Genomic DNA, 23,517 nt, shown 5'->3' on the forward strand with positions numbered 1-23,517 from the left:
CCTGAGTGTACGACTAGGGTATTCATGATAACGCGGTTATTAATGCTTGGGTAGCATGCCGATGGCTACTTGTTGTGCCGCAGGGTACGACAGATCGCCCACACTTCCACCTTTGTGATGCCGCTCTCATGGAGCAAACGACTTAGCTGCCCAGCGGTGGCGCCTGTGGTTACGACGTCATCGAGCAGGGCGACATGACGGTATTGGTGGGAGCGGATCCGGAATGCCCCGCGCAGATTGCGCCGCCGCTGCCCGGCGCTCAAGGTTGTTTGTTGCGGGGTCGCCTTGATGCGTTGCAACAGAGTGTTGTCGCAGGGAATACCGGTGAACTCGCCAAGGGCTTGCGCGATCTCCTCCGCCTGATTGAACCCACGCCGCCACTGCCGCCACCAGTGCAGGGGAACCGGAATGATCGCCTCCGGCGGCTCGTTGTCATCCAGATGGTCGGCCAAGAGGCGTGCCAGTAGCGGCGCCAGCAGGATCTGGCCGGAATATTTGAGCCGGGGGATCAGCATGGGGTAGGGGGTTTGGTAGTCGCCAATCACCTGCAACCGCTCCCAGGGGGGAGGTCTGCGCTGGCAGCGACCACAGACCGGTATGCTCTCTTCTATATAGTCAGCCAGCGGTGCGGCGCAGAGGCGGCATCTTGGCTGTGACTGGTGCAGCGCCTGCCGACACCAGCTGCAGAGCAGGGGAGCGTTGTCGCAAGGCTGATGGCAGAGCAGGCAACTCCCTTGCCAGTCACCGTGGCTGCCGAGCAGCGGGCTTGCTTTAGCGAGCAGTCGCTTTAACATGCTGACCCCAAGAGCATGAACAGGGATCTTGAGTCTAGATGAGCATATCGGTAGAGCAGTTTGGCCAGGGGCCCGATCTGGTGCTGTTGCACGGGTGGGGGATGAACGGTGCGGTTTGGCATGGTGTTGCCCAACAGTTGTCGTCCCACTATCGGGTTCATCTGGTGGATTTGCCCGGCTTTGGCAACAGCCTGCTGGCAGACGAGGTGGATTACAGCCTGCCCTGGCTTGCCGAGCAGGTGGCCGCCATCTTGCCGCAGAAGTGCCATCTGCTTGGCTGGTCGCTCGGCGGTCTGGTGGCAAGCCAGTTGGCGCTGACGCATCCCGATCGGCTGCACTCTCTGATCACCATGGCCAGCTCCCCCTGTTTCATGGCCCGTGATGAGTGGCCGGGGATCGCCCCCAAGGTACTGACCGGCTTCAACCAGATGTTGGCGGGGGATTTTCGCCAGACCATAGAGCGCTTTCTGGCGATCCAGGCCATGGGCAGCGAACATGCCCGGGATGATATCCGTCAGTTGCGCCACTGGCTGGCCGAGCGCCCGGCGCCCCAGTTTGCCGCACTCGAGGCCGGGCTGACGCTGTTGGCCGACATTGACCTGCGCGAACCGCTGCGGGAGCTGGATCTGCCCTGGTTGCGGATCTATGGCCGACTGGATTCATTGGTGCCCAAGGCGGCCATTCCCCTGCTGGATGATCTCTACCCTGCCAGCCGCAGCGTGACCCTCAATAAGGCCTCACACGCACCTTTTATCTCCCACCCTGACGAATTCATTGAAATCGTTCGAGATTTTGTTGGCTAAAAAACAGCCGGCAAGCTTCATTAATCCTCTGGTCTGGCGGATAATTAAGCTGTGACCAGAGGAGTAACACCATGCGTATTGATTCTGCTTTCAACAGCGGGGTACAGGGATTTCAGCGAGCCGAGCAGATTGCCGACAAGGCATCCAATCAGATCGCCCGCCTCAACACCCCCAGCGGGGATCAGGTGCAAGTGACCGATGAGCTTGTCAATCTCAAGGTGGCCGAGCAGCAGGCTGGCGCTTCCGCCAAGGTAGTGCAGACCGCCAGCGATATGATGGGAACCCTGATCGACATCCGGGTGTGAGATGAACATCAATGTCAGTCTGCCCCCCCTTATCCCGACACAACTGCAACCCCAGGTGGAAGCGGCGAGGACGGATAATCGCCGGGCAGAACTGATCCCGCAGGCCCGTGCGGGCCAAGCCTCCGTTGCCGAATCTGAAGTCGGCTCCCAGAAAGAGAAATCCAAAGCCGGTCAGGCCTCCAGCAATCAGAGCTCCCAGAACAGCCGTGAAACCGGGCAATTAGCCCCGACGACACTGCCAGACAATCGCTTTGTCGAGGCCACCGGCGAGGATGGGCAGCGCAAGCAGCAAGACCCTAAACAGCAGGAGCAGCAACAGCGGCAAGAGCAGCAGGTTCAGGATCTTGTCGAGCGTGACAAGGAGGTGCGTACTCATGAGCAGGCTCACCAGTCTGCGGGTGGAGAGTACGCCAGCTCGCCCACCTATCAGTTTACGCAAGGGCCGGATGGCAAGCGTTATGCGACGGGTGGCGAAGTCCAGATCGATACCAGTGTCGTACCCGGTGACCCTGCCGCTACCATCGCCAAGATGCAGCAGATCCGCGCTGCAGCGCTAGCGCCTGCCGAGCCTTCCGCGCAGGATCTGGCCGTCGCGCGCAGCGCCGCCGCGAGTGAGGCCAAGGCACGCAAAGAGCTGATGGCCGAGCAGAGCGCGAAATCTGGCGGTGTGCTGAGTGCCTATATGGACAAGCGCAACAGCGTCATCGCGGGCCACTATCAACAGGCTGTCAGCCCGGCCTCTACCCAGTCCCTCAGTCTGCATATCTGAATCACCCTCGCCAAACTTTCAGCTCCTTTGCCTGTTTTGCAACTAACCTGAAGATCAGGCCCATTCCAATTTCACAGGAGCTGTCATGCATTTCGATGAAGTCAAAGCGGAAGATTTCACCACCTTCTCCCGTGTACCGCCCCCCCACCTGCAGATGGAGCAGTTTCTGATGCAGCTCGGAGGAGGGGGAACTGAAGGAACCAGTTTCAAGAAGAAAGTGATGCTGGCTGCTGGCTGGAGCCACACCGGCGTCGTCTCTTACGGCAAGTATCCGCAAGAGGCCTGCAAGGCATTCAACCGACTGCGGGAGGTGCTGGCCCAGCATGGAGAGCCCGAGAGCATTCTTGCTGCCCTGACGCAGTGATCCTGAGCTTCGCGTGTAAAAAAGCCCCTTGCGGGGCTTTTTGCATTCAGAGGTGTTCTGGAAGGTGTCGTTACTTTTTCGCTTTGGAGAGCGCCGCCGCGAAGGCGTTGCCCATGGCACCACCCATATGGGGGCTTTGGCGCGGCTCATTTCTTGGCTTGGTGTTGCCAGCACTGCTGTTGCGCGCTTCAGCCGGCTTGCGGGCGGGCTGCCCTGCCTTTTCGTCGAGGCGCATAGTGAGGCTGATCCGCTTGCGCGGGGCGTCCACTTCCAGCACCTTGACCCGCACAATGTCGCCCGCCTTGACCACCTCACGGGGATCCTTGACGAAACGGTCGGTCAGGGAGGAGATGTGCACCAGACCGTCCTGATGAACACCGATATCGACGAAGGCGCCGAAGTTGGTGACGTTGGTGACCACCCCTTCCAGTACCATCTCGGGCACCAGGTCGCTGATCTGCTCCACACCTTCCTTGAAGGTCGCGGTTTTGAACTCGGGGCGCGGGTCGCGGCCCGGCTTGTCCAGCTCGCCGATGATGTCGGTGACGGTAGGTACGCCGAATTGCTCATCGGTATAGTCGGCCGGTTTCAGGCTGCGCAGCAGGCTGCTGTTGCCGAGCAGGCTCTCCACGGTCTGCTCCAGCTTGGCGAGGATCCGCTCCACGACCGGATAGGACTCCGGGTGTACCGCCGAGCTGTCGAGGGGATTGCTGCCGCCGCGAATGCGCAGGAAGCCGGCGCACTGTTCGAAGGCTTTGGGGCCGAGTCGGCTTACTTTCAGCAATTGCTGACGGCTCTTGAATGCGCCGTGCTCATCCCGATAGGCGACGATGTTCTGGGCCAACGTCTGGGAGAGGCCGGAAACCCGGTTGAGCAGGGCGACCGAGGCAGTATTCACATCCACACCGACTGCGTTCACGCAATCCTCGACCACGGCATCCAGCCGGCGGGCCAGCTGGCTCTGGCCGACGTCGTGCTGATACTGGCCCACCCCGATACTCTTGGGGTCGATCTTGACCAACTCGGCCAGCGGGTCTTGCAGGCGGCGGGCGATGGAGACGGCGCCACGGATCGAGACATCGAGATCCGGGAACTCCTGAGAGGCAAGCTCGGAGGCGGAGTAGACAGAGGCTCCCGCTTCGCTCACCACTATCTTCTGCGCCTTGGCGGCGGGGTAGCGCTCGAACAGATCGCTGACCAGCCGGTCGGTCTCCCGCGAGGCGGTGCCGTTGCCGATGCTGATGAGCTCGACCTTGTGCTTCTGGCACAACTCGCTCAGGGTCTTGAGGCTTTGATCAATCTGGCGTTTTGGTTCGAACGGATAGATGGTGGCGTGATCGACCAGCTTGCCGGTGGCATCCACCACGGCAACCTTGACCCCGGTGCGGATGCCCGGATCCAGCCCCATGGTGCAGCGCATGCCCGCCGGGGCCGCCATCAGCAGATCCTTGAGGTTCATGGCGAACACCTTGATCGCCTCCTCCTCTGCCGATTCGCGGATACGGCCGATCAGCTCGGTCTCCATCTGAAGCGACAACTTGATCTTCCAGGTCCAGCTCACCACCCCTTGCAGCCATTTGTCGGCCGGGCGGTTCTGCAGATTGAGCTTGAGGTGGTGGGCAATGATCCCTTCGCAGGGGCTGGCACTCTCATCGTCACCGGTTACCAGCGCCAGATTGAGGATCCCTTCATTACGGCCGCGCAGCATGGCCAGCACCCGGTGGGAGGGGGCCTTGTGCAGTGGTTCGTCGTGTTCGAAATAGTCCTTGAACTTGGCCCCTTCCTGCTCCTTGCCTGCCACCACGCGGGCGCGCAGGGTGGCATTTTGCCACAGGTAGTCACGCAGCTTCTCCAGCAAGTCGGCCTGCTCGGCAAAGCGCTCCATCAGGATATAGCGGGCGCCGTCGAGGGCAGCCTTGCTGTCGGCAATGCCCTGTTCGGGATTGAGGAAGGTGGCTGCAGCGTGCTCGGGATCCTGCATCGGGTCGCTGAGCAGCAGGTTGGCCAGCGGCTCCAGCCCCGCTTCGATGGCCATCTGTCCCTTGGTGCGGCGTTTGGGCTTGTAGGGGAGGTAGAGGTCTTCCAGCCGGGTCTTGCTGTCGGCGCCATTCAATTCGCGCATCAGCTCGGGGGTCAGCTTGCCCTGCTCTTCGATGGAGCGAATGATCACCTGACGGCGATCTTCCAGTTCACGCAGATAGCCGAGGCGGCTCTCCAGAGTACGTAGTTGGCTGTCGTCCAGACCGCCGGTCACCTCTTTACGGTAACGGGCGATAAAGGGCACGGTCGAGCCTTCATCCAGCAGGCGCACTGCGGCCTGCACCTGCTCCGGGCGAGCATTGAGCTCACCGGCAATCTGTCTCTCTATGGTTTGCATCATGATGTTGTTGAGGGCCTCTGTGGTCGAGTCCGCGCTATCAGGCGCCAAGTGTGAGCACTATATGGGGTCGTGTTGCGGGATGCCACCCTGCGCCGGGGTCTGCACCAGTCAGACTGATAAAGTCGCAGGGGAGGGCGTTTATCTTGCCATTGCACCTGTGACTCAGGATGTGCCTGTGGCAAGCAGTCCGGCTATTTGGGGTAGCTGATCTCGTTGATATACCAGCAGACGTCACCAACTGGCGTACGGACGATGGCCTCATCACCGACCTCTTTCTTGAGCAGGGCGCGGGCCATGGGGGAGTCGATGGAGATGTAATCCTTGCGCTCGAAGATCTCGTCATAGCCGACGATGCGAAAGCGCTTGGTCTCGCCATCATCGTTTTCCACCTCGACCCAGGCGCCAAAGAAGACCTTGCCCTCCTGCGCGGGGGCATAGTCGACGATCCCCAGCTCTTCGAGGCATTTGCGCAGGTAGCGCACCCGCCGGTCGATCTCCCGCAGCCGCTTCTTGTTGTACTGGTAGTCGGCATTTTCGCTGCGATCCCCCAGGCTGGCGGCCCATGCCACCTTCCTGGTGACCTCGGGGCGCTCCTGACGCCAGAGGAAATCGAGCTCTTCTTTCAGCTTGTTGTAGCCTTCGCGGGTGATCAGCTTTGTCTTCATGGTGATGCGGACCTGGTCAAAGGGGGGGATTCATCGCTAACTGCTCGGGAATATTAGCTTTTGTCCTCTTGCTGTCGAGGGAAATCGTGATGGCTCGGCTGGCGCCATTCAGGGAGTCGCTGGCCAGCGCAGTGACTTGATGGCCGTCACGCTCTCGGGACGGGTAATAACCGGTAACATATTTGTGCTTTGCTCCCGCTATATCCCCCCCTAGTATTGGGGGCAGCTAAAGAATGAAGAGGCAAAGCAATGAGTCAGCAGCAATACAAGGTCCTGGTCGTGGACGATGACCTGAAATTACGTTCCCTGTTGGAACGCTATCTCACCGAGCAGGGATTCGTAGTGCGCGGCGTGGCCAATGGCGAGCAGGCCGATCGCTTGCTGACTCGTGAAAATTTCAGCCTGATGGTGCTCGACCTGATGTTGCCGGGGGAGGATGGGCTCTCCATCTGCCGTCGTCTGCGGGAAGCGGGCAACCAGATCCCGGTGCTGATGCTCACCGCCAAGGGGGATGAAGTGGATCGCATCGTCGGGCTCGAGATGGGGGCCGATGACTATCTGCCCAAGCCGTTCAACCCCCGCGAACTGCTGGCGCGGATCCGTGCCGTGCTGCGCCGCCATACCGTCGAGCTGCCGGGGGCTCCCTCTGCTGCAGAAAAGGTGGTCAACTTCGGAGCTTTTCAACTCAATCTCGCGACCCGCGAGCTGAGTCGGGATGGCGAGCCGATGGCGCTCACCAGCGGTGAATTTGCGGTGCTCAAGGTGCTGGTCAGCCATCCGCGCGAGCCGCTCTCCCGCGACAAGCTGATGAATCTGGCCCGTGGCCGTGAATACACCGCCACCGAGCGCAGCATCGACGTGCAGGTCTCTCGCCTGCGCCGCCTGCTGGAACAGGATCCGGCCCAGCCCCGCTATCTGCAGACCGTCTGGGGTCTGGGGTATGTGTTCGTGCCAGATGGTGACGGTGCATGAAAAAGGTCGGCAGCATGTTCTCACGCATGCTCTGGTTTCTGGCCGCCGTTCTGGTGGTCTATCAAGCAGTCTCCTACGTCACCTTCTACAACTATCTGCTGGCGCCAACCGTCAAGCAGATCAGTCACTTGCTGGCCAATCAGGTCAAGCTGATCTTTCCGGTCAACACTGAACAACTGGCGCTGAGTGAAGATGCCGAGGCGCTGGTCTATGTGACGACCGGTACCGATATCTATACCCAGAGCGAGGCGGTGCAGCATGGCTTCAACGAGGCCAAGCCATACCCCTATCTGGAGGAGAACATCAGCCGCGAGCTGGGTGGCCCGGCCAAGGTGCGGGTCGAGATCCAGGATCACTACATCATCTGGATCCAGCCGCCGCAGGCCAGCAAAATCTGGGTGCGGATCCCGCTGACCGAGATTGAAGATGACGATATCGAACCCCTCATCATCTATCTGAGCGTGCTGCTGGTGATCACTCTGTTTGCGGCCTGGCGCTTTGCCCGGCAGCTGGTGCGCCCGCTCGAGGATCTCGAAGCTGGCGCTGTTGCGGTGGCCAGAGGCCATTTCCCCGAGGCGCTGGGGGAGCTGGGTTCACGGGAAGTAAGGCGACTGACCCGCACCTTCAACCATATGTCGCACTCCATCAAGAGCCTGATCGAAGAGCGTAACCTGATGATGGCGGGGGTTTCCCACGATCTGCGTACCCCGCTGACCCGCATCCGGCTGGCGACCGAGATGATGTCCTCTGGTGACGAGTACCTCAAGGAGAGCATCAACGCCGATATCGATGAGTCCAATGCCATCATCGATCAGTTCATCGATTACATCCGTCCGGATGAAGGGCAGGATCTGGAGCCGATCGACCTGACCCAGCTGGTGCACGATACCTTGCTGATCTACTCGGAGCAGGGACTGGAAGTTGATCTGGCGCTGCCGCAAGAGGCGGTGCGGGTGGCCTGCAATCCGGTCAGTATCCGGCGGGTGTTGAACAACCTCTCAAGCAACTCGCAGCGTTATGGGGCGAGCCGTTTGCATGCCGAGCTCAAGGACGATGGGCACTGGGTGCGCCTGCGCCTATCCGATGATGGCCCCGGCATTCCGGAGCAGGACTATTCCCGGGTGCTCAAGCCGTTTACTCAGGGGAATGTGGCGCGGACCGTCGGCGGTAGTGGGCTGGGGTTGGCCATCGTGGCCAAGATAGTCGCCCAGCACCACGGCACTATCCGGTTGGGAAGCTCGGATCTCGGCGGCTTGTTGGTCGAGATGCGGCTGCCGAAACATCAGCCACAGGAGTGGATGGATTGAGAGAAGGTCGTATCCGTGGATACGCCCTTCTGCATGGTCAGCTCTTGGTTTCGACTGATGCTCGATAGCGTTTGCCGTACTTGAGCTGCTGGATCAACAGGGCGGCAACGATGAGCGCCAACCCGATTGGGGTGGCTGGATGGATGGCTTCGCCGATCAACAGGTTGAGCAGCACCAGTGAGGCAAACGGCGAGATAAAGATGAGGTTGCTGATGGGGGCCGTGTTGGTGGCATGGCGCAGCGCCATCAGCCAGAGCACGAAACCGAAGCCCATTTCGAACAGTCCCACATAGATGGCACCAGCCCATCCCTGCCAGGCGGTCATGGCAAAATCGGAGAGCAACCAGGTTGCAACGACGATAAAAGGCAGGCTGATCATAAAGCCGAGCAACAGGCTGACAATGGGATCCCCCTGATTGCGGGTGTTGAGGATCCAGTAGCTGGCCCAGATGAGGGTCGAGACCAGCGCCAGCGTCACGCCGAGGGGGCTGTCGAACTGCAGGCCGAATACATCGCCTCTGGTGGCGATCACCAGTGCGCCAAAATACCCCAGCACGATGGCGACGCCATCACGCCGACGCAGCTTCTGGCCGAGGAAGGGGACGGCCAGCAGACTGAGGGTAATGGCCCAGGTGTAGTTGAGGGTCTGTGCCTGCTGGGCAGGCAGCAGATCATAGGCTTTGAACAGCAACAGGTAATAGAGAAAGGGATTCAGCACGCCCAGAGTCAGATAGTAGAAAGGGCGGGCCTTGATGTAGCTCCCCAGCAGCGGCAGTTTGCCCTGTTTGGCGACGACGGCTGTCAGCGTGAGAGTCGAGGTGAAGGCGGCCACAAGCAACAGTTGCACAGGTTCGAAATAGGCGAGGGAGATCTTGAAGGCTGTGGCGACCGTCGACCAGAGGGCAACGGCGCAAAGGCCATACTGATAGGCTTTCTTTTGATCTTTGAGCATGGGATGTCGTTCCACTGACAGAGGTAAGCGCACAGTCTACCAGTCTGCTTGTAACATTGTCGTTACCTGGGTGTTGGCACAGAGTGCGTTGCCGCAAGCGAGATCCATCTGTCACATAAAACTGCGCATAATCTGTTCGCTCTCCCTTGCGCAAATTTGAAAAATCCGTATAATCCCCTCCGCTTACCCATGAGGTAAGCCAGACGATATGTCTGCTGCTGAGTTTCCTGTTTACAGGAGCCAGCCATACAGTCCTCCCGATATGGGGGGAAACGTGAAAAATCACACCTCTGGCGGGAGAAATCTCGGTCGGGCGGTGTTGATTTATGTTCTTTTATCTATTGGAGCTCTGTCAATGCAGAACCAAAGAATCCGTATCCGCCTGAAGGCTTTTGATCATCGCCTGATTGATCAATCCACTGCGGAAATCGTTGAAACTGCTAAGCGCACTGGCGCGCAGGTTCGCGGTCCTATTCCGCTGCCGACTCGCAAAGAGCGCTTCACCGTCCTGATCTCCCCGCACGTCAACAAAGATGCGCGTGATCAGTACGAGATCCGCACTCACAAGCGTCTGGTAGACATCGTTGAGCCGACTGACAAGACCGTAGACGCCCTGATGCGTCTGGATCTGGCAGCTGGTGTAGACGTCCAGATCAGCCTGGGTTAATTACGGAAAGAGGTTGATAACAATGACAATCGGTCTTGTAGGTCGCAAAGTGGGTATGACTCGCATCTTCACTGAAGATGGCGTTTCTATCCCGGTGACTGTTATCGAAGTTGAAGCTAACCGTGTAACTCAGGTCAAATCTGTAGAAACCGACGGCTACAACGCTATTCAGGTTACCACTGGCGCCAAGAAAGCCAGCCGTGTGACCAAGCCGGAAGCTGGCCACTTCGCCAAAGCTGGTGTAGAAGCCGGTCGCGGTCTGTGGGAATTCCGCCTGAACAACGGTGAAACTTTCACTGTTGGTAGCGAGCTGAAAGTAGATCTTCTCGCTGACGTTAAGCTGGTAGACGTTACCGGCACATCCAAAGGTAAGGGCTTTGCTGGTACTGTTAAGCGCCACAACTTCCGCACCCAGGATATGACCCACGGTAACTCCTTGTCTCACCGCGTTCCGGGTTCTATCGGTCAGAACCAGACTCCGGGTCGTGTATTCAAGGGCAAAAAGATGGCTGGTCACATGGGTGCTGAGCGTGTAACGACTCAGAACCTGGAACTGGTTCGTGTTGACGCTGAACGCAACCTGCTGCTCATCAAAGGTGCAGTACCGGGTGCAACCAACGGCAACGTGATCGTCAAACCTGCCGTCAAAGCGTAACGTCTGAGGAGATAGTAATGGAATTGGTAATGAAAGACGCCAAGAGCGCTCTTGAAGTTTCCGAGACTACCTTCGGGCGCGAATTCAACGAAGCTCTGGTTCACCAGGTCGTCGTTGCATATGCCGCTGGTGCCCGTCAGGGTACTCGTGCGCAGCTGACTCGCTCTGAAGTGTCTGGTGGCGGCAAAAAGCCGTGGCGTCAGAAGGGTACTGGTCGTGCCCGTGCTGGCTCCATCCGTTCGCCCATCTGGCGTTCCGGTGGTGTGACTTTTGCTGCTAAGCCGCAAGATCACAGCCAGAAAGTAAACAAGAAGATGTACCGCGGCGCTATCCGTAGCATTCTGTCCGAGCTGGTACGTCAAGAGCGCCTGATCGTTGTTGAGAAGTTCGGCATCGAAGCTCCGAAGACCAAAGAACTGATCGCCAAGCTGAAAGAAATGGAACTGACTGACGTTCTGATCGTGACTGCTGAAGTCGATGAGAACCTGTTCCTGGCTGCTCGCAACCTGTACAAAGTTGACGTGCGTGACGTTGCCGGTATCGACCCGGTCAGCCTGATCGCTTTCGACAAGGTTCTGATGACTGCTGACGCAGTTAAGCAAATCGAGGAGATGCTGGCATGATCCGTGAAGAGCGTCTGCTGAAAGTTCTGAAGGCTCCGCACATCTCTGAAAAGAGCACCATGGTTGCAGAAAAGCAGAACACTATCGTGTTCAAAGTTGCTGTTGATGCTACCAAGGCGGAAGTCAAAGCTGCAGTTGCGAAACTGTTCGAGGTCGAAGTTGAGACCGTCCGTACCCTGAACATGAAGGGTAAGACCAAGCGCGCAGGTGCACGCGTAGGCCGTCGTTCCGATTGGAAAAAGGCTTATGTGACCCTGAAAGCTGGTCAGGACATCGACTTCATGGGCGCAGCCGAGTAAGAGGAGTTCTCAAAAATGGCAATCGTTAAGTGCAAGCCTACTTCTCCGGGCCGCCGCCACGTCGTCAAGATCGTCAATCAAGAGCTGTACAAGGGCAAGCCCTTCGCCGCTCTGCTGGACAGCAAAAGCAAGTCCGGTGGTCGTAACAACAACGGCCGTATCACTACCCGTCATATCGGTGGTGGTCACAAGCAGCACTACCGTATCGTCGACTTCAAGCGCGACAAAGACGGTATCCCGGCTAAAGTAGAGCGCCTGGAATACGATCCGAACCGTACCGCTAACATCGCTCTGGTGTTGTATGCAGACGGTGAGCGTCGTTACATCCTGGCTCCGAAAGGCCTGAAAGCTGGTGACGCGATCGCTTCTGGTGCTGATGCAGCCATCAAGGTAGGTAACGCCCTGCCGATGCGCAACATCCCGGTTGGTTCTACCGTTCACGCTGTAGAGATGAAGCCTGGTAAAGGTGCACAGCTGGCTCGTTCCGCTGGTACTTTCATCCAGATTCTGGCTCGTGAAGGTAACTATGTAACTCTGCGTCTGCGTTCCGGCGAAGTACGTAAAGTTCTGGCCGAGTGCCGCGCTACCATCGGTGAAGTCGGTAACTCCGAGCACATGTTGCGTCAACTGGGTAAAGCCGGTGCAAACCGCTGGCGTGGTATTCGTCCGACCGTTCGCGGTATGGCGATGAACCCGGTTGACCACCCGCACGGTGGTGGTGAGGGTCGTAACAAGGGCATGCAGCCTGTGTCCCCATGGGGCCAGAAGGCTAAAGGCTTCAAGACCCGTAAGAACAAGCGTACCGACAAGTACATCGTACGTCGTCGTAACAAGTAATTGTTAACATAGAGGAATCACCATGCCACGTTCTCTCAAGAAGGGTCCATTTATTGACCTGCACTTGCTGAAGAAGGTAGAGAAAGCGGTGGAAAGCGGGGATAAAAAGCCGGTTAAAACCTGGTCCCGTCGTTCAATGATCATCCCGAACATGATCGGTTTGACCATCGCTGTCCATAATGGTCGTCAGCACGTTCCGGTTTTCGTTACCGAAGAAATGATCGGTCACAAACTGGGTGAATTCGCACCGACTCGTACTTATCGCGGCCATGCTGCTGATAAGAAGGCTAAGAAGCGCTAAGGGATAAATGATGGAAGCTATCGCTAAACACCGTTATGCCCGTACTTCTGCCCAGAAAGCTCGTCTGGTAGCCGATCAAGTACGTGGTCTGTCCGTAGACAAGGCTCTGAATATCCTGACCTTCAGCCCGAAAAAGGCTGCTGTGCTGGTTAAGAAAGTGCTGGAATCTGCCATTGCAAACGCTGAGCACAACGAAGGCGCCGATATCGACGCGCTGCGTGTTGCTACTATCATGGTCGACGAAGGTCCCTCCATGAAGCGCATCCGTCCGCGTGCCAAAGGTCGTGCGGATCGTATCCTCAAGCGTACCGCTCACATCACTGTAGTGGTATCCGACGCTAAGGCTGGGAGATAAGCAATGGGTCAGAAAGTACATCCTAATGGCATTCGCCTGGGTATTACCAAGCCTTGGAATTCTACCTGGTTCGCGAACACCAAAGACTTCGCTGACAACCTGTACAGCGATTTTCAAGTACGCCAGTTCCTGACCAAGGAACTGAAAAACGCGTCCTTGTCCAAGATCACCATTGAGCGTCCGGCCAAGAGCATCCGTGTGACCATTCACACCGCTCGTCCGGGTGTTGTAATCGGTAAGAAAGGCGAAGACGTTGAGAAGCTGCGCAAAGCTGTAGCCACTATTGCTGGCGTGCCTGCTCAGATCAACATTTCCGAAGTCCGCAAGCCGGAGCTGGATGGCAAACTCGTTGCCGACAGCATCACTTCCCAGCTGGAGCGTCGTGTAATGTTCCGTCGTGCTATGAAGCGCGCCGTACAGAACGCAATGCGCCTGGGTGCCAAGGGCATCAAAGTGGAAGTTTCCGGTCGTCTGGGCGGCGCTGAAATCGCGCGTACCGAATGGTACCGTGAAGGTCGTGTGCCGTTGCACACCCTGCGTGCCGACATCGACTACGCAACTTCTGAAGCCCACACCACTTACGGTGTGATCGGCGTTAAAGTTTGGATCTTCAAGGGCGAAGTTCTGGGCGGTCTGGCTGCTGTTAACGCTGCCGCTGCTCAAGAGCAAGCTCCTGCAAAGCCCAAGCGTGACAACAAGCGCCGCGCTGCTAAGTAAGGAGATTCGGTAAATGTTGCAACCTAAGCGTACTAAATTCCGCAAGACCCACAAGGGTCGTAACCGCGGTCTGGCCACCTCTGGTAACGAAGTATCCTTCGGTACCTTTGGCCTGAAGGCGACATCCCGTGGTCAACTGACTGCTCGTCAAATCGAAGCAGCCCGTCGTGCCATGACCCGTCACGTTAAGCGTCAAGGTAAGATCTGGATCCGTGTGTTCCCGGACAAGCCTATCACCGAAAAGCCCCTCGAAGTTCGTATGGGTAAAGGTAAGGGTAACGTGGAATACTGGGTTTGCCCGATCCAGCCTGGCAAGGTTCTGTACGAGATGGACGGTGTACCTGAGGCTCTGGCGCGTGAAGCGTTTGCCCTGGCCGCAGCTAAGCTGTCTGTTCAGACCACTTTCGTAATTAAGACGGTGATGTGATGAAAGCCCAAGATCTGCGTCAAAAGAGCGTCGAAGAACTGAACCAGGAGCTGCTGGGCCTGCTGCGTGAGCAATTCAACATGCGCATGCAAGCGTCCACCGGCCAGCTGGCTCAGACTCACACTCTGAAACAAGTGCGTCGTGACGTCGCACGTATCAAGACTGTACTGACTGAGAAGGCAGGTGCGTAATGACTGACAAGATCCGTACTCTGCAAGGTCGTGTAATCAGCGACAAGATGGACAAGTCCATCACTGTTGCTATCGAGCGCAAGGTAAAGCACCCGATCTACGGTAAGATCATCAAGCGCACTACCAAGCTGCACGTGCATGACGAAAACAACGAGTGCAAAGCTGGTGACCTCGTGGAAATCCGCGAATGCCGCCCGCTGTCCAAGACCAAGTCCTGGACCCTGGTTGCCGTTGTAGAAAAGGCCTAATCGGTACTTTGTAGTCCAAGCGGCCCCTTTCAGGGGCCGTTTGTTTTTTAGGCTACCTTTTCTGAAAATCCTGTGTTATAGTTTCGCGCCTTTTGAAGGCAGCCAGATCCCATTAGGGATAAGAAGTAAACAAAGCGGAGCACTAAGATGATCCAGATGCAAAGTATGCTGGGTGTTGCCGACAACTCCGGCGCTCGCAGTGTAATGTGTATTAAGGTTCTGGGTGGCTCGCACCGCCGTTACGCCGGCATCGGCGACATCATCAAGGTTTCCATCAAGGAAGCCATTCCTCGCGGTAAAGTGAAGAAAGGTGATGTGTATAACGCGGTGGTCGTACGCACCCGTAAAGGCGTTCGTCGTCCGGACGGCTCTGTCATCCGTTTCGACAACAATGCGGCTGTGTTGCTTAACAACAACCAACAGCCAATCGGTACTCGTATTTTTGGCCCGGTGACCCGTGAACTGCGTAATGAGAAGTTCATGAAGATTGTGTCCCTGGCACCCGAAGTACTGTAAGGAGTCGAACGATGGCAGCTAAAATCCGTCGCGAAGACGAAGTGATTGTTCTTACCGGCAAAGACAAGGGCAAGCGTGGCAAAGTCACTCAAGTCCTGATTGCAAAAGGTAAGGTAATCGTGGAAGGCATCAACCAGGTGAAGAAACACCAGAAGCCGGTACCCGCACTGGGTCAGGCTGGCGGTATCGTCACCAAAGAAGCCCCCATCGATGTATCAAACGTAGCGCTGTTCAACTCTGCCACTGGCAAAGCTGACCGCGTTGGTTTCCGGATTGAAGACGGCAAAAAAGTCCGTTTCTTCAAATCCACCGGCGAACTTGTGAAGTAATTGGAGTTTAACGATGGCGAAACTGCATGATTACTACAAATCCGATGTAGTAAATGAACTGTCCAAGCAGTTCGGTTACAAGACTATCATGCAAGTCCCTCGGATCGAGAAAATCACCCTGAACATGGGTGTTGGTGAAGCGATCTCTGACAAGAAGTTGCTGGAAAATGCTGCTGCCGATATGGCTGCCATTTCCGGTCAGAAGCCGCTGATCACCAAAGCTCGCAAATCTGTTGCGGGCTTCAAGATTCGTGAAGGCTACCCGATAGGTTGTAAAGTAACCCTGCGTGGCGAGCGTATGTGGGAGTTCCTGGAACGGCTGATCTGTATCTCCGTACCGCGTATCCGTGACTTCCGTGGCCTGAACGCTAAAGCGTTCGACGGTCGTGGTAACTACTCCATGGGCGTGCGTGAGCAGATCATCTTCCCGGAAATCGACTATGACAAAGTCGATCGCGTCCGTGGTCTGGATATCACCATCACCACTTCCGCGAATACCGATGAAGAAGGCCGTGCTCTGCTGGCTGCCTTTAACTTCCCATTCCGCAAGTAAGGTTAGGGTTATGGCTAAAACATCCATGAAAGCGCGCGAAGCAAAGCGTGCCAAGCTGGTAGCCAAGTACGCGACCAAGCGTGCCGAGCTGAAAGCTATCATCGTTGACATGAACGCTTCTGAAGAAGCGCGTTGGGATGCTGTACTGCAACTGCAACAGCTGCCCCGTGATTCCAGTCCGTCCCGCCAGCGTAACCGTTGCAATATTACTGGTCGTCCGCACGGTTTCCTGCGCAAGTTTGGCCTGTCTCGCATCAAGGTGCGTGAGCATGCCATGAAGGGCGAAATTCCGGGCCTGAAGAAGGCTTCTTGGTAACGAATCTCGGGAGTTAGACTTATGAGCATGCAAGATCCGATCGCGGATATGCTGACCCGCATCCGTAACGGTCAGGCGGCGAGCAAAGTTGCGGTTTCCATGCCTTCTTCCAAGCTGAAAGTGGCTATCGCCAAAGTGCTGAAAGAAGAAGGTTACATCGCTGGCTACTCCGTAGCTGGTGACGTGAAGCCGGAACTGGAAATTGAACTGAAATATTTCCAGGGCAAGCCAGTTGTAGAACTGATCCAACGCGTAAGCCGTCCAGGCCTGCGTATTTACAAGCGCACTACTGATCTGCCGAAAGTTATGGGCGGTCTCGGTGTTGCTATCGTGTCCACGTCTAAAGGTGTGATGACTGACCGTGCTGCTCGCAAAGCAAGCATGGGCGGTGAGATCATCTGCTACGTCGCTTAATAGGAGGTAGGAAATGTCTCGTGTTGCTAAGGCACCCGTCACTATTCCTGCTGGCGTAGAGGTGACTCTGAACGGCCAGGAACTGACCATCAAAGGTGGTAAAGGTTCTCTGGTTCGCTCTATTCACGCCGGTGTAGAAGTGACCAAAGAAGACAATGTACTGAAGTTCGCCCCGCGCGGCAGCATCGCTGGTGCTGACGCTCAGGCCGGTACTGCCCGTGCATTGGTCAACAACATGGTAATCGGTGTTACCCAAGGCTTCGAGCGCAAGCTGCAGCTGGTTGGTGTAGGTTATAAAGCCTCCATCAAGGGCAATGCTGTTGCGCTGGCTCTGGGCTTCTCTCACCCGGTAGAGCATGCGCTGCCGGCTGGTGTGACCGCTGAGTGCCCGACTGCTACAGAAATCGTTCTGCGTGGCGTCGACAAGCAGCTGGTTGGCCAAGTCGCCGCCGATATCCGTGCTTACCGCGCTCCGGAGCCCTACAAGGGCAAGGGTGTACGCTATGCCAACGAGCAAGTGCGTACTAAAGAAGCTAAGAAGAAGTAAGGTAACACTATGGACAAGAAAGCAGCTCGTCTCCGTCGTGCTACTCGTGCTCGGAAAAAGATGCAGGAACTGGGAGCTACCCGTCTGGTTGTTCACCGTACCCCGCGTCATATCTATGCGCAGGTTATTGCAGCCAACGGTTCCGAAGTTCTGGCCTCTGCTTCCACAGTAGAGAAAGCCATCAGTGAAGCTCTGAAATACACCGGTAACGCAGATGCTGCTACCGCTGTAGGTAAAGCTATCGCTGAGCGTGCTATTGCCAAAGGCGTTCAGAACGTATCTTTCGATCGTTCCGGTTTCAAGTATCACGGTCGCATCGCTGCCCTGGCAGCTGCCGCACGTGACGCTGGTCTTCAGTTCTAAGCTAGGAGTCGAAGATGGCTAAAGTCGAATCTCAAGCCGGCGAACTGCAAGAAAAGCTCATTGCAGTAAACCGTGTTTCGAAAACTGTTAAAGGTGGTCGTATCATGTCCTTCACCGCGTTGACCGTGGTGGGTGATGGTAACGGCCGTGTAGGTTACGGTTACGGTAAAGCCCGTGAAGTTCCGGCTGCTATTCAAAAAGCAATGGAACAGGCTAAGCGTAACCTGAACAAGGTTGAGCTGAACAACGGCACTCTGCACCACCCGGTGCGTGGTGTTCACTCTGGCTCCACCGTGTTCATGAAGCCGGCCTCCCAAGGTACTGGTATCATTGCAGGCGGCGCTATGCGTGCTGTTCTGGAAGTTGCCGGTATCCACAACGTGCTGGCCAAGACCTACGGTTCCACCAACCCAATCAACGTTGTTCGCGCTACTGTAGACGCTCTGGTTCACGGTCAATCACCGGAACAGATCGCTGCCAAGCGTGGTCTGCGCGTTGAAGAAATTCTGGGGTAATGCGACATGGCTAACACTGTAAAAGTAACTCAAACTCGCAGCTCTATCGGCCGTCTGCCAAAGCACAAGGCGACTCTGCGTGGTCTGGGTCTGCGTCGCATTGGTCACACCGTTGAGCTGGAAGATACTCCTTGCGTACGCGGCATGATCAACCAGGTTTATTACATGGTTAAGGTGGAGGGCTAAGCATGCGTCTGAACACTCTGTCTCCGGCCGCTGGTTCCAAGCCTGAAAAACAACGTCGTGGTCGTGGTATCGGCTCCGGCTTAGGCAAGACTGGTGGTCGTGGTGTTAAAGGCCAAACCTCTCGTTCCGGTGGCGGCAAAGTTCGCAACGGTTTCGAAGGCGGCCAGATGCCTTTGAAAATCCGTCTGCCGAAGTTCGGTTTCTTCTCTCGCAAATCTTTGGTTTCTGCCGAAGTGCGTCTGAACGAAATCGCCCTGGTAGAAGGTGATGTGGTCGACCTGAGCACTCTGAAGCAAGCCGGTGTTGTTACTAAGAACATCGTGTTCGCTAAAGTTGTTCTGTCAGGCAACATTGACCGTGCTGTGACCGTTCGTGGTCTGTCCGTCACCAAAGGTGCACGTGCAGCCATCGAGGCCGCTGGCGGTAAAATCGAGGAATAATCAGTACAATGGCTAAGAAACCAGGATTGGATGTTAAAGCACAGGGTGGTCTGAGTGAACTGAAGAGCCGTCTGCTCTTCGTTCTCGGGGCGATTATCGTTTTCCGTGCAGGCTCTTATGTGCCGATTCCTGGTATTGACGCCGCCGTACTGGCCGAGTTGTTCCAGCAACAGAAGGGCACCATCATTGAGATGTTCAACATGTTCAGTGGTGGTGCACTCTCGCGTGCTTCTATTCTTGCGTTGGGGATCATGCCGTACATTTCGGCGTCGATCATTATCCAGCTGCTGACAGTGGTTCACCCCGCTCTTGCTGAACTCAAGAAAGAAGGTGAATCCGGCCGTCGCAAGATTAGCCAATATACCCGTTGGGGCACGCTGGTTTTGGGAACTTTCCAGGCCATTGGTATTGCAACCGGTCTGCCGAATATGATGCATGGACTCGTGACTAATCCGGGTCTAGGCTTCTATTTCACAGCGGTTGTGAGTCTGGTCACCGGTACCATGTTTTTGATGTGGTTGGGTGAACAGATTACCGAGCGTGGGATTGGTAATGGTATCTCGTTGATTATTTTCACAGGTATCGTTGCTGGTCTGCCGCATGCCATTGGCGCTACGGCCGAACAGGCACGTCAAGGGGAATTGCACATCCTGCTGTTGTTGTTGCTGGGCTTGATTGTTTTCGCAGTGACTTACTTTGTGGTGTTCGTGGAGCGTGGTCAGCGTCGTATTGTCGTTAACTATGCCAAGCGTCAACAAGGCCGCCAGGTATTTGCCGCGCAAAGCACACACCTGCCGTTGAAAGTGAATATGGCTGGTGTGATTCCTGCGATTTTCGCATCCAGTATCATCCTCTTCCCGGGGACCATTACCTCCTGGTTTGGTCAGGGTGAGGGTAAAGTAGCTGATATCCTGCAACAGGTCTCTATGGTCTTGCAGCCTGGTCAACCGCTTTACGAGATGCTGTATGCAGCAGCCATTATCTTCTTCTGCTTCTTCTATACCGCGCTGGTGTTCAACCCCCGCGAGACAGCAGATAATCTGAAGAAGAGTGGAGCCTTTATCCCGGGGATTCGCCCGGGCGAGCAGACAGCACGTTACATCGATAAGGTTATGACTCGCCTGACATTGGCAGGTGCGCTCTATATAACCTTTATCTGTCTGGTACCCCAGTTCTTGATGACTGCCTGGAACGTACAGTTCTACTTCGGTGGCACTTCGCTGCTGATTATCGTGGTAGTTATCATGGACTTCATGGCTCAGGTACAAACCCATATGATGTCTCATCAATATGGCGACGTCCTGAGGAAGGCCAACCTGAAGGGCTACGGCCGCTAAAGGTCGGCGTAGTTACGGAGTTAAGCAATGAAAGTTCGTGCTTCCGTTAAGGCAATCTGCCGTAACTGCAAAATCATCAAGCGTCACGGTGTGGTGCGTGTGATTTGCAGCGAGCCAAAGCATAAACAGCGCCAAGGCTAATTTTTTACGGTTAGTACTTGCAACAAATAGTTGTGCTGGCTAATATAGCCAGCCAACTTTTGTTGTGTATTGGTTGACCGCCACGTATCCGCTCACGGGCTTTGTGGTGGTCGTAATCTACTATATGTAGGAGTGAATAGTGGCCCGTATCGCTGGCATTAACATTCCTGACCATAAGCATGCAGTCATCGCTTTGACTGCGATTTATGGCGTCGGTCGTACCCGCTCCAAGGCCATCTGTGCCGCAGCCGGTATCGCTGAGAATGTGAAAATTAAAGACCTGGACGAAGCTCAGATCGAGAGTCTGCGTGAACAAGTAGGTAAATTCACCGTTGAAGGTGACCTGCGTCGTCAGATTTCCATGAACATCAAGCGATTGATGGATCTGGGTTGCTACCGTGGTTTGCGTCACCGTCGTAGCCTGCCTGTTCGTGGTCAACGTACCAAGACCAACGCTCGTACCCGTAAGGGTCCGCGCAAGGCTATCAAGAAGTAACGGGAAGGTAGAAAATGGCTAAAACTCCGACTCGTGCTCGCAAGCGCGTTAAAAAGCAAGTGAGCGACGGTATTGCGCACGTTCATGCATCTTTCAACAACACAATCGTGACCATTACTGACCGTCAGGGCAATGCTCTGTCTTGGGCTACTTCTGGTGGTTCCGGTTTCCGTGGTTCTCGTAAGTCCACCCCGTTCGCTGCTCAGGTAGCTGCCGAGCGCGCTGGTGAGATGGCCAAAGAATATGGCGTCAAGAACCTGGAAGTCATGGTCAAAGGTCCGGGTCCCGGTCGTGAGTCTTCCATCCGCGCCCTGAACGCGGCTGGTTTCCGCATCACTAACATTACTGATGTGACTCCGATCCCGCACAACGGTTGTCGTCCTCCCAAGAAGCGCCGCGTATAACGCTGTAGCTACTTGGTCTAGGATTGTTGGAGAAAGAAGATGGCAAGATATATCGGTCCTAAGCTTAAGCTTAGCCGTCGTGAGGGCACCGACCTCTTCCTGAAGTCAGGTGTTCGTGCGATTGATTCTAAGTGCAAGATTGACACCGCCCCAGGTCAGCACGGTGCGCGTAAAGCGCGTCTGTCCGACTACGGTGTTCAGCTGCGCGAGAAACAAAAAGTTCGTCGTATCTACGGCGTATTGGAAAAACAGTTCCGCAACTACTACCGCGACGCTGCCCGTCAAAAGGGTAACACCGGTGAAAACCTGTTGCAGCTGCTGGAAGGTCGTTTGGACAACGTTGTTTACCGTATGGGCTTCGGCGCTACTCGTGCTGAATCTCGTCAGCTGGTGAGCCACAAGGCCATCATGGTAAACGGTCGCGTTGTGAACATTCCTTCTTTCCAGGTTTCCCCTGAGGACGTGATCTGCGTTCGTGAGAAGGCTAAGAAGCAAGCGCGTATCAAAGCTTCCCTGGAAGTTGCTGGTCAGCGTGAGAAGCCGACTTGGGTAGAGGTTGACGCCGCTAAAATGGAAGGTGCTTTCAAGCGTCTGCCAGAGCGTTCCGACCTGTCTGCCGACATTAACGAACAGCTGATCGTCGAGCTTTACTCCAAGTAAAGCTAGCTTCTAAAGAGAGGACACAATGCTGGGTTCTGTAACAGATTTTCTTAAACCGCGGCTAGTTGACATCGAGCAAGTTAGCCCGACTCATGCGAAAGTGACTCTTGAGCCACTCGAGCGTGGCTTTGGTCACACGCTGGGCAATGCCCTGCGTCGTATTTTGCTGTCATCTATGCCCGGTTGTGCAGTTACTGAAGTCGAAATTGACGGGGTACTGCATGAGTACAGCAGCAAAGAAGGTGTACAGGAAGACATTCTTGAAATCCTGCTCAACCTGAAAGGTATCGCTGTGAAGCTGGAAGGCAAGGACGAGGTAACTCTGTCCCTGACCAAGTCTGGAACAGGCCCCGTTACCGCTGGTGATATCACTCACGGTGATGAAGTCGAGATCGTAAACCCGGAGCACGTAATCTGCCATCTGACTGGTGCCAATGCTGAAATCAGCATGCGCCTGAAAGTTCAGCGCGGTCGTGGTTATGTGCCTGCTTCTGCTCGTGTTCACAACGATGACGAAGAGCGTCCTATTGGTCGCCTGCTGCTGGACTCCGCGTTCAGCCCCATCGTTCGTATTGCCTACAATGTTGAGGCAGCACGTGTGGAACAGCGTACCGACTTGGACAAGCTGGTCATCGACATGGAGACCAATGGTACCCTGGATCCTGAAGAAGCCATCCGTCGTTCTGCCACTATCTTGGCCGAGCAACTGGAAGCCTTCGTGGATCTGCGCGATGTCAGCGTGCCCGAGAAGAAAGAAGAGAAACCCGAGTTTGATCCGATTCTGCTACGTCCTGTCGATGATTTGGAGCTGACAGTTCGTTCTGCGAACTGTCTGAAGGCAGAAGCTATCCACTATATTGGTGATCTGGTACAGCGTACCGAAGTTGAGTTGCTTAAGACTCCTAACCTCGGTAAGAAGTCCCTGACTGAGATCAAGGACGTGTTGGCCTCCCGTGGTCTGTCTCTTGGCATGCGCCTTGAGAACTGGCCGCCCGCCAGCATCGCTGACGAGTAATCCAGATTACGGGTTTCACAGATTTAGTTAGAAGGATAAGGTCATGCGCCATCGTTTGAGTGGTCGTCAACTGAACCGGAACAGCAGCCATCGTCAGGCAATGTTCCGCAACATGGCCAGCTCCCTGGTTCGTCATGAGATCATCAAGACGACTCTGCCTAAGGCAAAAGAGCTGCGTCGTGTAGTTGAACCGCTGATCACCCTTGCCAAGACTGATAGCGTTGCTAATCGTCGCCTGGCATTTGCCCGTACTCGCGATAACGCGATCGTGGCTAAGCTGTTCAATGAACTGGGCCCGCGCTACCTGGAGCGCGCCGGCGGTTATACTCGCATTCTGAAATGCGGTTTCCGTGCAGGCGACAACGCCCCTATGGCTTATATTGAGCTGGTAGACCGCCCGGCCGCTGCTGAAGCAGCTGCTGAGTGATAAAGAAAAAGCCGGGCTTGTCCCGGCTTTTCTTTTAATCCATTCTGATATTGCCTCAACTGCCTCAACTGCCTCAACTGCCTCAACTGCCTCAACTGCCTCAACTGCCTCAACTGCCTCAACTGCCTCAACTGCCTCAACTCATTATTCAACTTCTTCTATATAGGAAGTAAGAGTTGTTCCTGAACCTGGCGAAATGGTGAATTGTCTGTTCATTTCATCCGAAC

General features: G+C 55.8%; 38 protein-coding genes. 34 read left to right on the forward strand and 4 right to left on the reverse strand.

Annotated elements, in window-relative coordinates; translation table 11 throughout:
- Positions 1-65: 65 nt before the first annotated feature.
- Complete coding sequence (locus tag ACTG19_RS13990) at positions 66-794, reverse strand: ComF family protein (protein ID WP_421295122.1); 729 nt, start codon at positions 792-794, stop codon at positions 66-68.
- A gap of 38 nt (positions 795-832) precedes the next feature.
- Between ACTG19_RS13990 and bioH the strand changes: the two genes are divergently transcribed.
- The 4 genes from bioH to ACTG19_RS14010 all read left to right on the forward strand — a co-directional run bounded on the left by bioH (position 833) and on the right by ACTG19_RS14010 (position 3,035).
- A complete protein-coding gene (bioH, locus tag ACTG19_RS13995; protein ID WP_113740145.1) occupies positions 833-1,597 on the forward strand; it encodes a pimeloyl-ACP methyl ester esterase BioH in 765 nt (254 codons plus the stop codon).
- A gap of 71 nt (positions 1,598-1,668) precedes the next feature.
- The gene (locus ACTG19_RS14000) at positions 1,669-1,902 is read left to right on the forward strand and encodes a flagellar basal body rod C-terminal domain-containing protein (protein WP_005340632.1); all 234 of its coding nucleotides are present in this window, start codon (positions 1,669-1,671) and stop codon (positions 1,900-1,902) included.
- A gap of 1 nt (position 1,903) precedes the next feature.
- The gene (locus ACTG19_RS14005; protein WP_088868230.1) at positions 1,904-2,671 is read left to right on the forward strand and encodes a putative metalloprotease CJM1_0395 family protein; all 768 of its coding nucleotides are present in this window, start codon (positions 1,904-1,906) and stop codon (positions 2,669-2,671) included.
- A gap of 85 nt (positions 2,672-2,756) precedes the next feature.
- Complete coding sequence (locus tag ACTG19_RS14010) at positions 2,757-3,035, forward strand: hypothetical protein (RefSeq protein ID WP_005355353.1); 279 nt, start codon at positions 2,757-2,759, stop codon at positions 3,033-3,035.
- Between the two features lie 70 nt (positions 3,036-3,105).
- Here ACTG19_RS14010 and ACTG19_RS14015 read toward each other — a convergent pair whose 3' ends face one another.
- Both ACTG19_RS14015 and greB read right to left on the reverse strand, forming a co-directional pair.
- Positions 3,106-5,415, reverse strand: a complete 2,310-nt coding sequence (locus ACTG19_RS14015; protein WP_439989603.1) for a Tex family protein — start codon at positions 5,413-5,415, stop codon at positions 3,106-3,108.
- Positions 5,416-5,606: 191 nt separating this feature from the next.
- Positions 5,607-6,080, reverse strand: coding sequence for a transcription elongation factor GreB (gene greB / locus ACTG19_RS14020; protein ID WP_216947552.1), 474 nt, complete (start codon positions 6,078-6,080; stop codon positions 5,607-5,609).
- 249 nt (positions 6,081-6,329) lie between these two features.
- Here greB and ompR point away from each other — a divergent pair, with 249 nt between their 5' ends.
- Together ompR and envZ are read left to right on the forward strand one after the other, a co-directional pair.
- Entirely contained in the window at positions 6,330-7,052 is a 723-nt protein-coding gene (gene ompR / locus ACTG19_RS14025) for an osmolarity response regulator transcription factor OmpR (protein WP_005340625.1), read from the forward strand.
- Positions 7,049-8,359: a two-component system sensor histidine kinase EnvZ gene (gene envZ, locus ACTG19_RS14030; protein ID WP_021230784.1), complete on the forward strand. Its 1,311-nt coding sequence runs from the start codon at positions 7,049-7,051 to the stop codon at positions 8,357-8,359. Before ompR ends, envZ begins: the two co-directional genes overlap by 4 nt.
- Positions 8,360-8,396: 37 nt before the next feature.
- Here the strand turns inward: envZ and ACTG19_RS14035 are convergent, their stop codons facing one another.
- Positions 8,397-9,311: a DMT family transporter gene (locus ACTG19_RS14035; RefSeq protein WP_005355344.1), complete on the reverse strand. Its 915-nt coding sequence runs from the start codon at positions 9,309-9,311 to the stop codon at positions 8,397-8,399.
- Between the two features lie 355 nt (positions 9,312-9,666).
- Between ACTG19_RS14035 and rpsJ the strand changes: the two genes are divergently transcribed.
- The 28 genes from rpsJ (at position 9,667) to rplQ (ending at position 23,290) form a co-directional block, all read left to right on the forward strand.
- Positions 9,667-9,978 carry a 30S ribosomal protein S10 gene (rpsJ, locus tag ACTG19_RS14040; RefSeq protein WP_005307944.1) on the forward strand — a complete coding sequence of 104 codons (312 nt, stop codon included), beginning with the start codon at positions 9,667-9,669 and terminating at the stop codon, positions 9,976-9,978.
- A gap of 22 nt (positions 9,979-10,000) precedes the next feature.
- Positions 10,001-10,633: a 50S ribosomal protein L3 gene (gene rplC / locus ACTG19_RS14045; protein WP_005340620.1), complete on the forward strand. Its 633-nt coding sequence runs from the start codon at positions 10,001-10,003 to the stop codon at positions 10,631-10,633.
- Between the two features lie 17 nt (positions 10,634-10,650).
- Entirely contained in the window at positions 10,651-11,256 is a 606-nt protein-coding gene (gene rplD, locus ACTG19_RS14050) for a 50S ribosomal protein L4 (protein ID WP_005340616.1), read from the forward strand.
- The gene (gene rplW, locus ACTG19_RS14055; protein WP_005307955.1) at positions 11,253-11,555 is read left to right on the forward strand and encodes a 50S ribosomal protein L23; all 303 of its coding nucleotides are present in this window, start codon (positions 11,253-11,255) and stop codon (positions 11,553-11,555) included. Before rplD ends, rplW begins: the two co-directional genes overlap by 4 nt.
- A 15-nt stretch (positions 11,556-11,570) precedes the next feature.
- On the forward strand, positions 11,571-12,392 hold the full coding sequence (gene rplB / locus ACTG19_RS14060; protein ID WP_005340614.1) for a 50S ribosomal protein L2: 822 nt from the start codon (positions 11,571-11,573) through the stop codon (positions 12,390-12,392).
- A 22-nt stretch (positions 12,393-12,414) separates the two neighbouring features.
- Positions 12,415-12,693 carry a 30S ribosomal protein S19 gene (gene rpsS, locus ACTG19_RS14065; protein WP_005307960.1) on the forward strand — a complete coding sequence of 93 codons (279 nt, stop codon included), beginning with the start codon at positions 12,415-12,417 and terminating at the stop codon, positions 12,691-12,693.
- A 10-nt stretch (positions 12,694-12,703) separates the two neighbouring features.
- On the forward strand, positions 12,704-13,048 hold the full coding sequence (gene rplV / locus ACTG19_RS14070) for a 50S ribosomal protein L22 (RefSeq protein WP_005319741.1): 345 nt from the start codon (positions 12,704-12,706) through the stop codon (positions 13,046-13,048).
- Positions 13,049-13,051: 3 nt separating this feature from the next.
- On the forward strand, positions 13,052-13,765 hold the full coding sequence (gene rpsC, locus ACTG19_RS14075; RefSeq protein ID WP_005307962.1) for a 30S ribosomal protein S3: 714 nt from the start codon (positions 13,052-13,054) through the stop codon (positions 13,763-13,765).
- A gap of 13 nt (positions 13,766-13,778) precedes the next feature.
- Positions 13,779-14,192, forward strand: coding sequence for a 50S ribosomal protein L16 (gene rplP / locus ACTG19_RS14080; RefSeq protein ID WP_005340612.1), 414 nt, complete (start codon positions 13,779-13,781; stop codon positions 14,190-14,192).
- Positions 14,192-14,383 carry a 50S ribosomal protein L29 gene (rpmC, locus tag ACTG19_RS14085; protein WP_005307965.1) on the forward strand — a complete coding sequence of 64 codons (192 nt, stop codon included), beginning with the start codon at positions 14,192-14,194 and terminating at the stop codon, positions 14,381-14,383. Before rplP ends, rpmC begins: the two co-directional genes overlap by 1 nt.
- Positions 14,383-14,631, forward strand: coding sequence for a 30S ribosomal protein S17 (rpsQ, locus tag ACTG19_RS14090; RefSeq protein ID WP_005307966.1), 249 nt, complete (start codon positions 14,383-14,385; stop codon positions 14,629-14,631). Before rpmC ends, rpsQ begins: the two co-directional genes overlap by 1 nt.
- 147 nt (positions 14,632-14,778) lie before the next feature.
- Positions 14,779-15,147 carry a 50S ribosomal protein L14 gene (rplN, locus tag ACTG19_RS14095; protein ID WP_005307975.1) on the forward strand — a complete coding sequence of 123 codons (369 nt, stop codon included), beginning with the start codon at positions 14,779-14,781 and terminating at the stop codon, positions 15,145-15,147.
- A gap of 11 nt (positions 15,148-15,158) precedes the next feature.
- Positions 15,159-15,476 carry a 50S ribosomal protein L24 gene (gene rplX, locus ACTG19_RS14100; RefSeq protein ID WP_005307977.1) on the forward strand — a complete coding sequence of 106 codons (318 nt, stop codon included), beginning with the start codon at positions 15,159-15,161 and terminating at the stop codon, positions 15,474-15,476.
- Between the two features lie 13 nt (positions 15,477-15,489).
- Complete coding sequence (rplE, locus tag ACTG19_RS14105; protein WP_005331162.1) at positions 15,490-16,029, forward strand: 50S ribosomal protein L5; 540 nt, start codon at positions 15,490-15,492, stop codon at positions 16,027-16,029.
- A gap of 10 nt (positions 16,030-16,039) precedes the next feature.
- Positions 16,040-16,345, forward strand: a complete 306-nt coding sequence (rpsN, locus tag ACTG19_RS14110) for a 30S ribosomal protein S14 (protein WP_005340609.1) — start codon at positions 16,040-16,042, stop codon at positions 16,343-16,345.
- A gap of 21 nt (positions 16,346-16,366) precedes the next feature.
- Positions 16,367-16,759 carry a 30S ribosomal protein S8 gene (gene rpsH / locus ACTG19_RS14115; RefSeq protein ID WP_005307980.1) on the forward strand — a complete coding sequence of 131 codons (393 nt, stop codon included), beginning with the start codon at positions 16,367-16,369 and terminating at the stop codon, positions 16,757-16,759.
- 13 nt (positions 16,760-16,772) lie between these two features.
- Complete coding sequence (gene rplF / locus ACTG19_RS14120; protein WP_005340607.1) at positions 16,773-17,306, forward strand: 50S ribosomal protein L6; 534 nt, start codon at positions 16,773-16,775, stop codon at positions 17,304-17,306.
- 9 nt (positions 17,307-17,315) lie between these two features.
- Complete coding sequence (rplR, locus tag ACTG19_RS14125) at positions 17,316-17,669, forward strand: 50S ribosomal protein L18 (RefSeq protein ID WP_005340606.1); 354 nt, start codon at positions 17,316-17,318, stop codon at positions 17,667-17,669.
- 14 nt (positions 17,670-17,683) lie between these two features.
- Entirely contained in the window at positions 17,684-18,184 is a 501-nt protein-coding gene (gene rpsE / locus ACTG19_RS14130; RefSeq protein WP_005340605.1) for a 30S ribosomal protein S5, read from the forward strand.
- Between the two features lie 6 nt (positions 18,185-18,190).
- Positions 18,191-18,370 (forward strand): 50S ribosomal protein L30, encoded by a 180-nt coding sequence (gene rpmD / locus ACTG19_RS14135; protein ID WP_005307985.1) that lies wholly within the window; start codon positions 18,191-18,193, stop codon positions 18,368-18,370.
- Positions 18,371-18,372: 2 nt separating this feature from the next.
- Positions 18,373-18,810 carry a 50S ribosomal protein L15 gene (rplO, locus tag ACTG19_RS14140; RefSeq protein WP_005340604.1) on the forward strand — a complete coding sequence of 146 codons (438 nt, stop codon included), beginning with the start codon at positions 18,373-18,375 and terminating at the stop codon, positions 18,808-18,810.
- 8 nt (positions 18,811-18,818) lie between these two features.
- Positions 18,819-20,147 carry a preprotein translocase subunit SecY gene (gene secY, locus ACTG19_RS14145; protein ID WP_005340602.1) on the forward strand — a complete coding sequence of 443 codons (1,329 nt, stop codon included), beginning with the start codon at positions 18,819-18,821 and terminating at the stop codon, positions 20,145-20,147.
- 27 nt (positions 20,148-20,174) lie between these two features.
- On the forward strand, positions 20,175-20,288 hold the full coding sequence (gene rpmJ / locus ACTG19_RS14150) for a 50S ribosomal protein L36 (protein ID WP_005319705.1): 114 nt from the start codon (positions 20,175-20,177) through the stop codon (positions 20,286-20,288).
- A 139-nt stretch (positions 20,289-20,427) separates the two neighbouring features.
- Entirely contained in the window at positions 20,428-20,784 is a 357-nt protein-coding gene (gene rpsM / locus ACTG19_RS14155) for a 30S ribosomal protein S13 (protein ID WP_005307991.1), read from the forward strand.
- 14 nt (positions 20,785-20,798) lie between these two features.
- Complete coding sequence (rpsK, locus tag ACTG19_RS14160) at positions 20,799-21,188, forward strand: 30S ribosomal protein S11 (protein WP_005307993.1); 390 nt, start codon at positions 20,799-20,801, stop codon at positions 21,186-21,188.
- 39 nt (positions 21,189-21,227) lie between these two features.
- Positions 21,228-21,848 (forward strand): 30S ribosomal protein S4, encoded by a 621-nt coding sequence (gene rpsD / locus ACTG19_RS14165; protein WP_005340600.1) that lies wholly within the window; start codon positions 21,228-21,230, stop codon positions 21,846-21,848.
- Positions 21,849-21,873: 25 nt separating this feature from the next.
- Complete coding sequence (locus ACTG19_RS14170) at positions 21,874-22,863, forward strand: DNA-directed RNA polymerase subunit alpha (RefSeq protein WP_005307997.1); 990 nt, start codon at positions 21,874-21,876, stop codon at positions 22,861-22,863.
- Between the two features lie 43 nt (positions 22,864-22,906).
- Positions 22,907-23,290: a 50S ribosomal protein L17 gene (rplQ, locus tag ACTG19_RS14175; RefSeq protein WP_005307999.1), complete on the forward strand. Its 384-nt coding sequence runs from the start codon at positions 22,907-22,909 to the stop codon at positions 23,288-23,290.
- The last annotated feature ends 227 nt before the right edge of the window (positions 23,291-23,517 follow it).

The sequence above is a fragment of the Aeromonas sp. 3P genome, assembly GCF_051919745.1.
Lineage (GTDB): Bacteria > Pseudomonadota > Gammaproteobacteria > Enterobacterales > Aeromonadaceae > Aeromonas > Aeromonas veronii.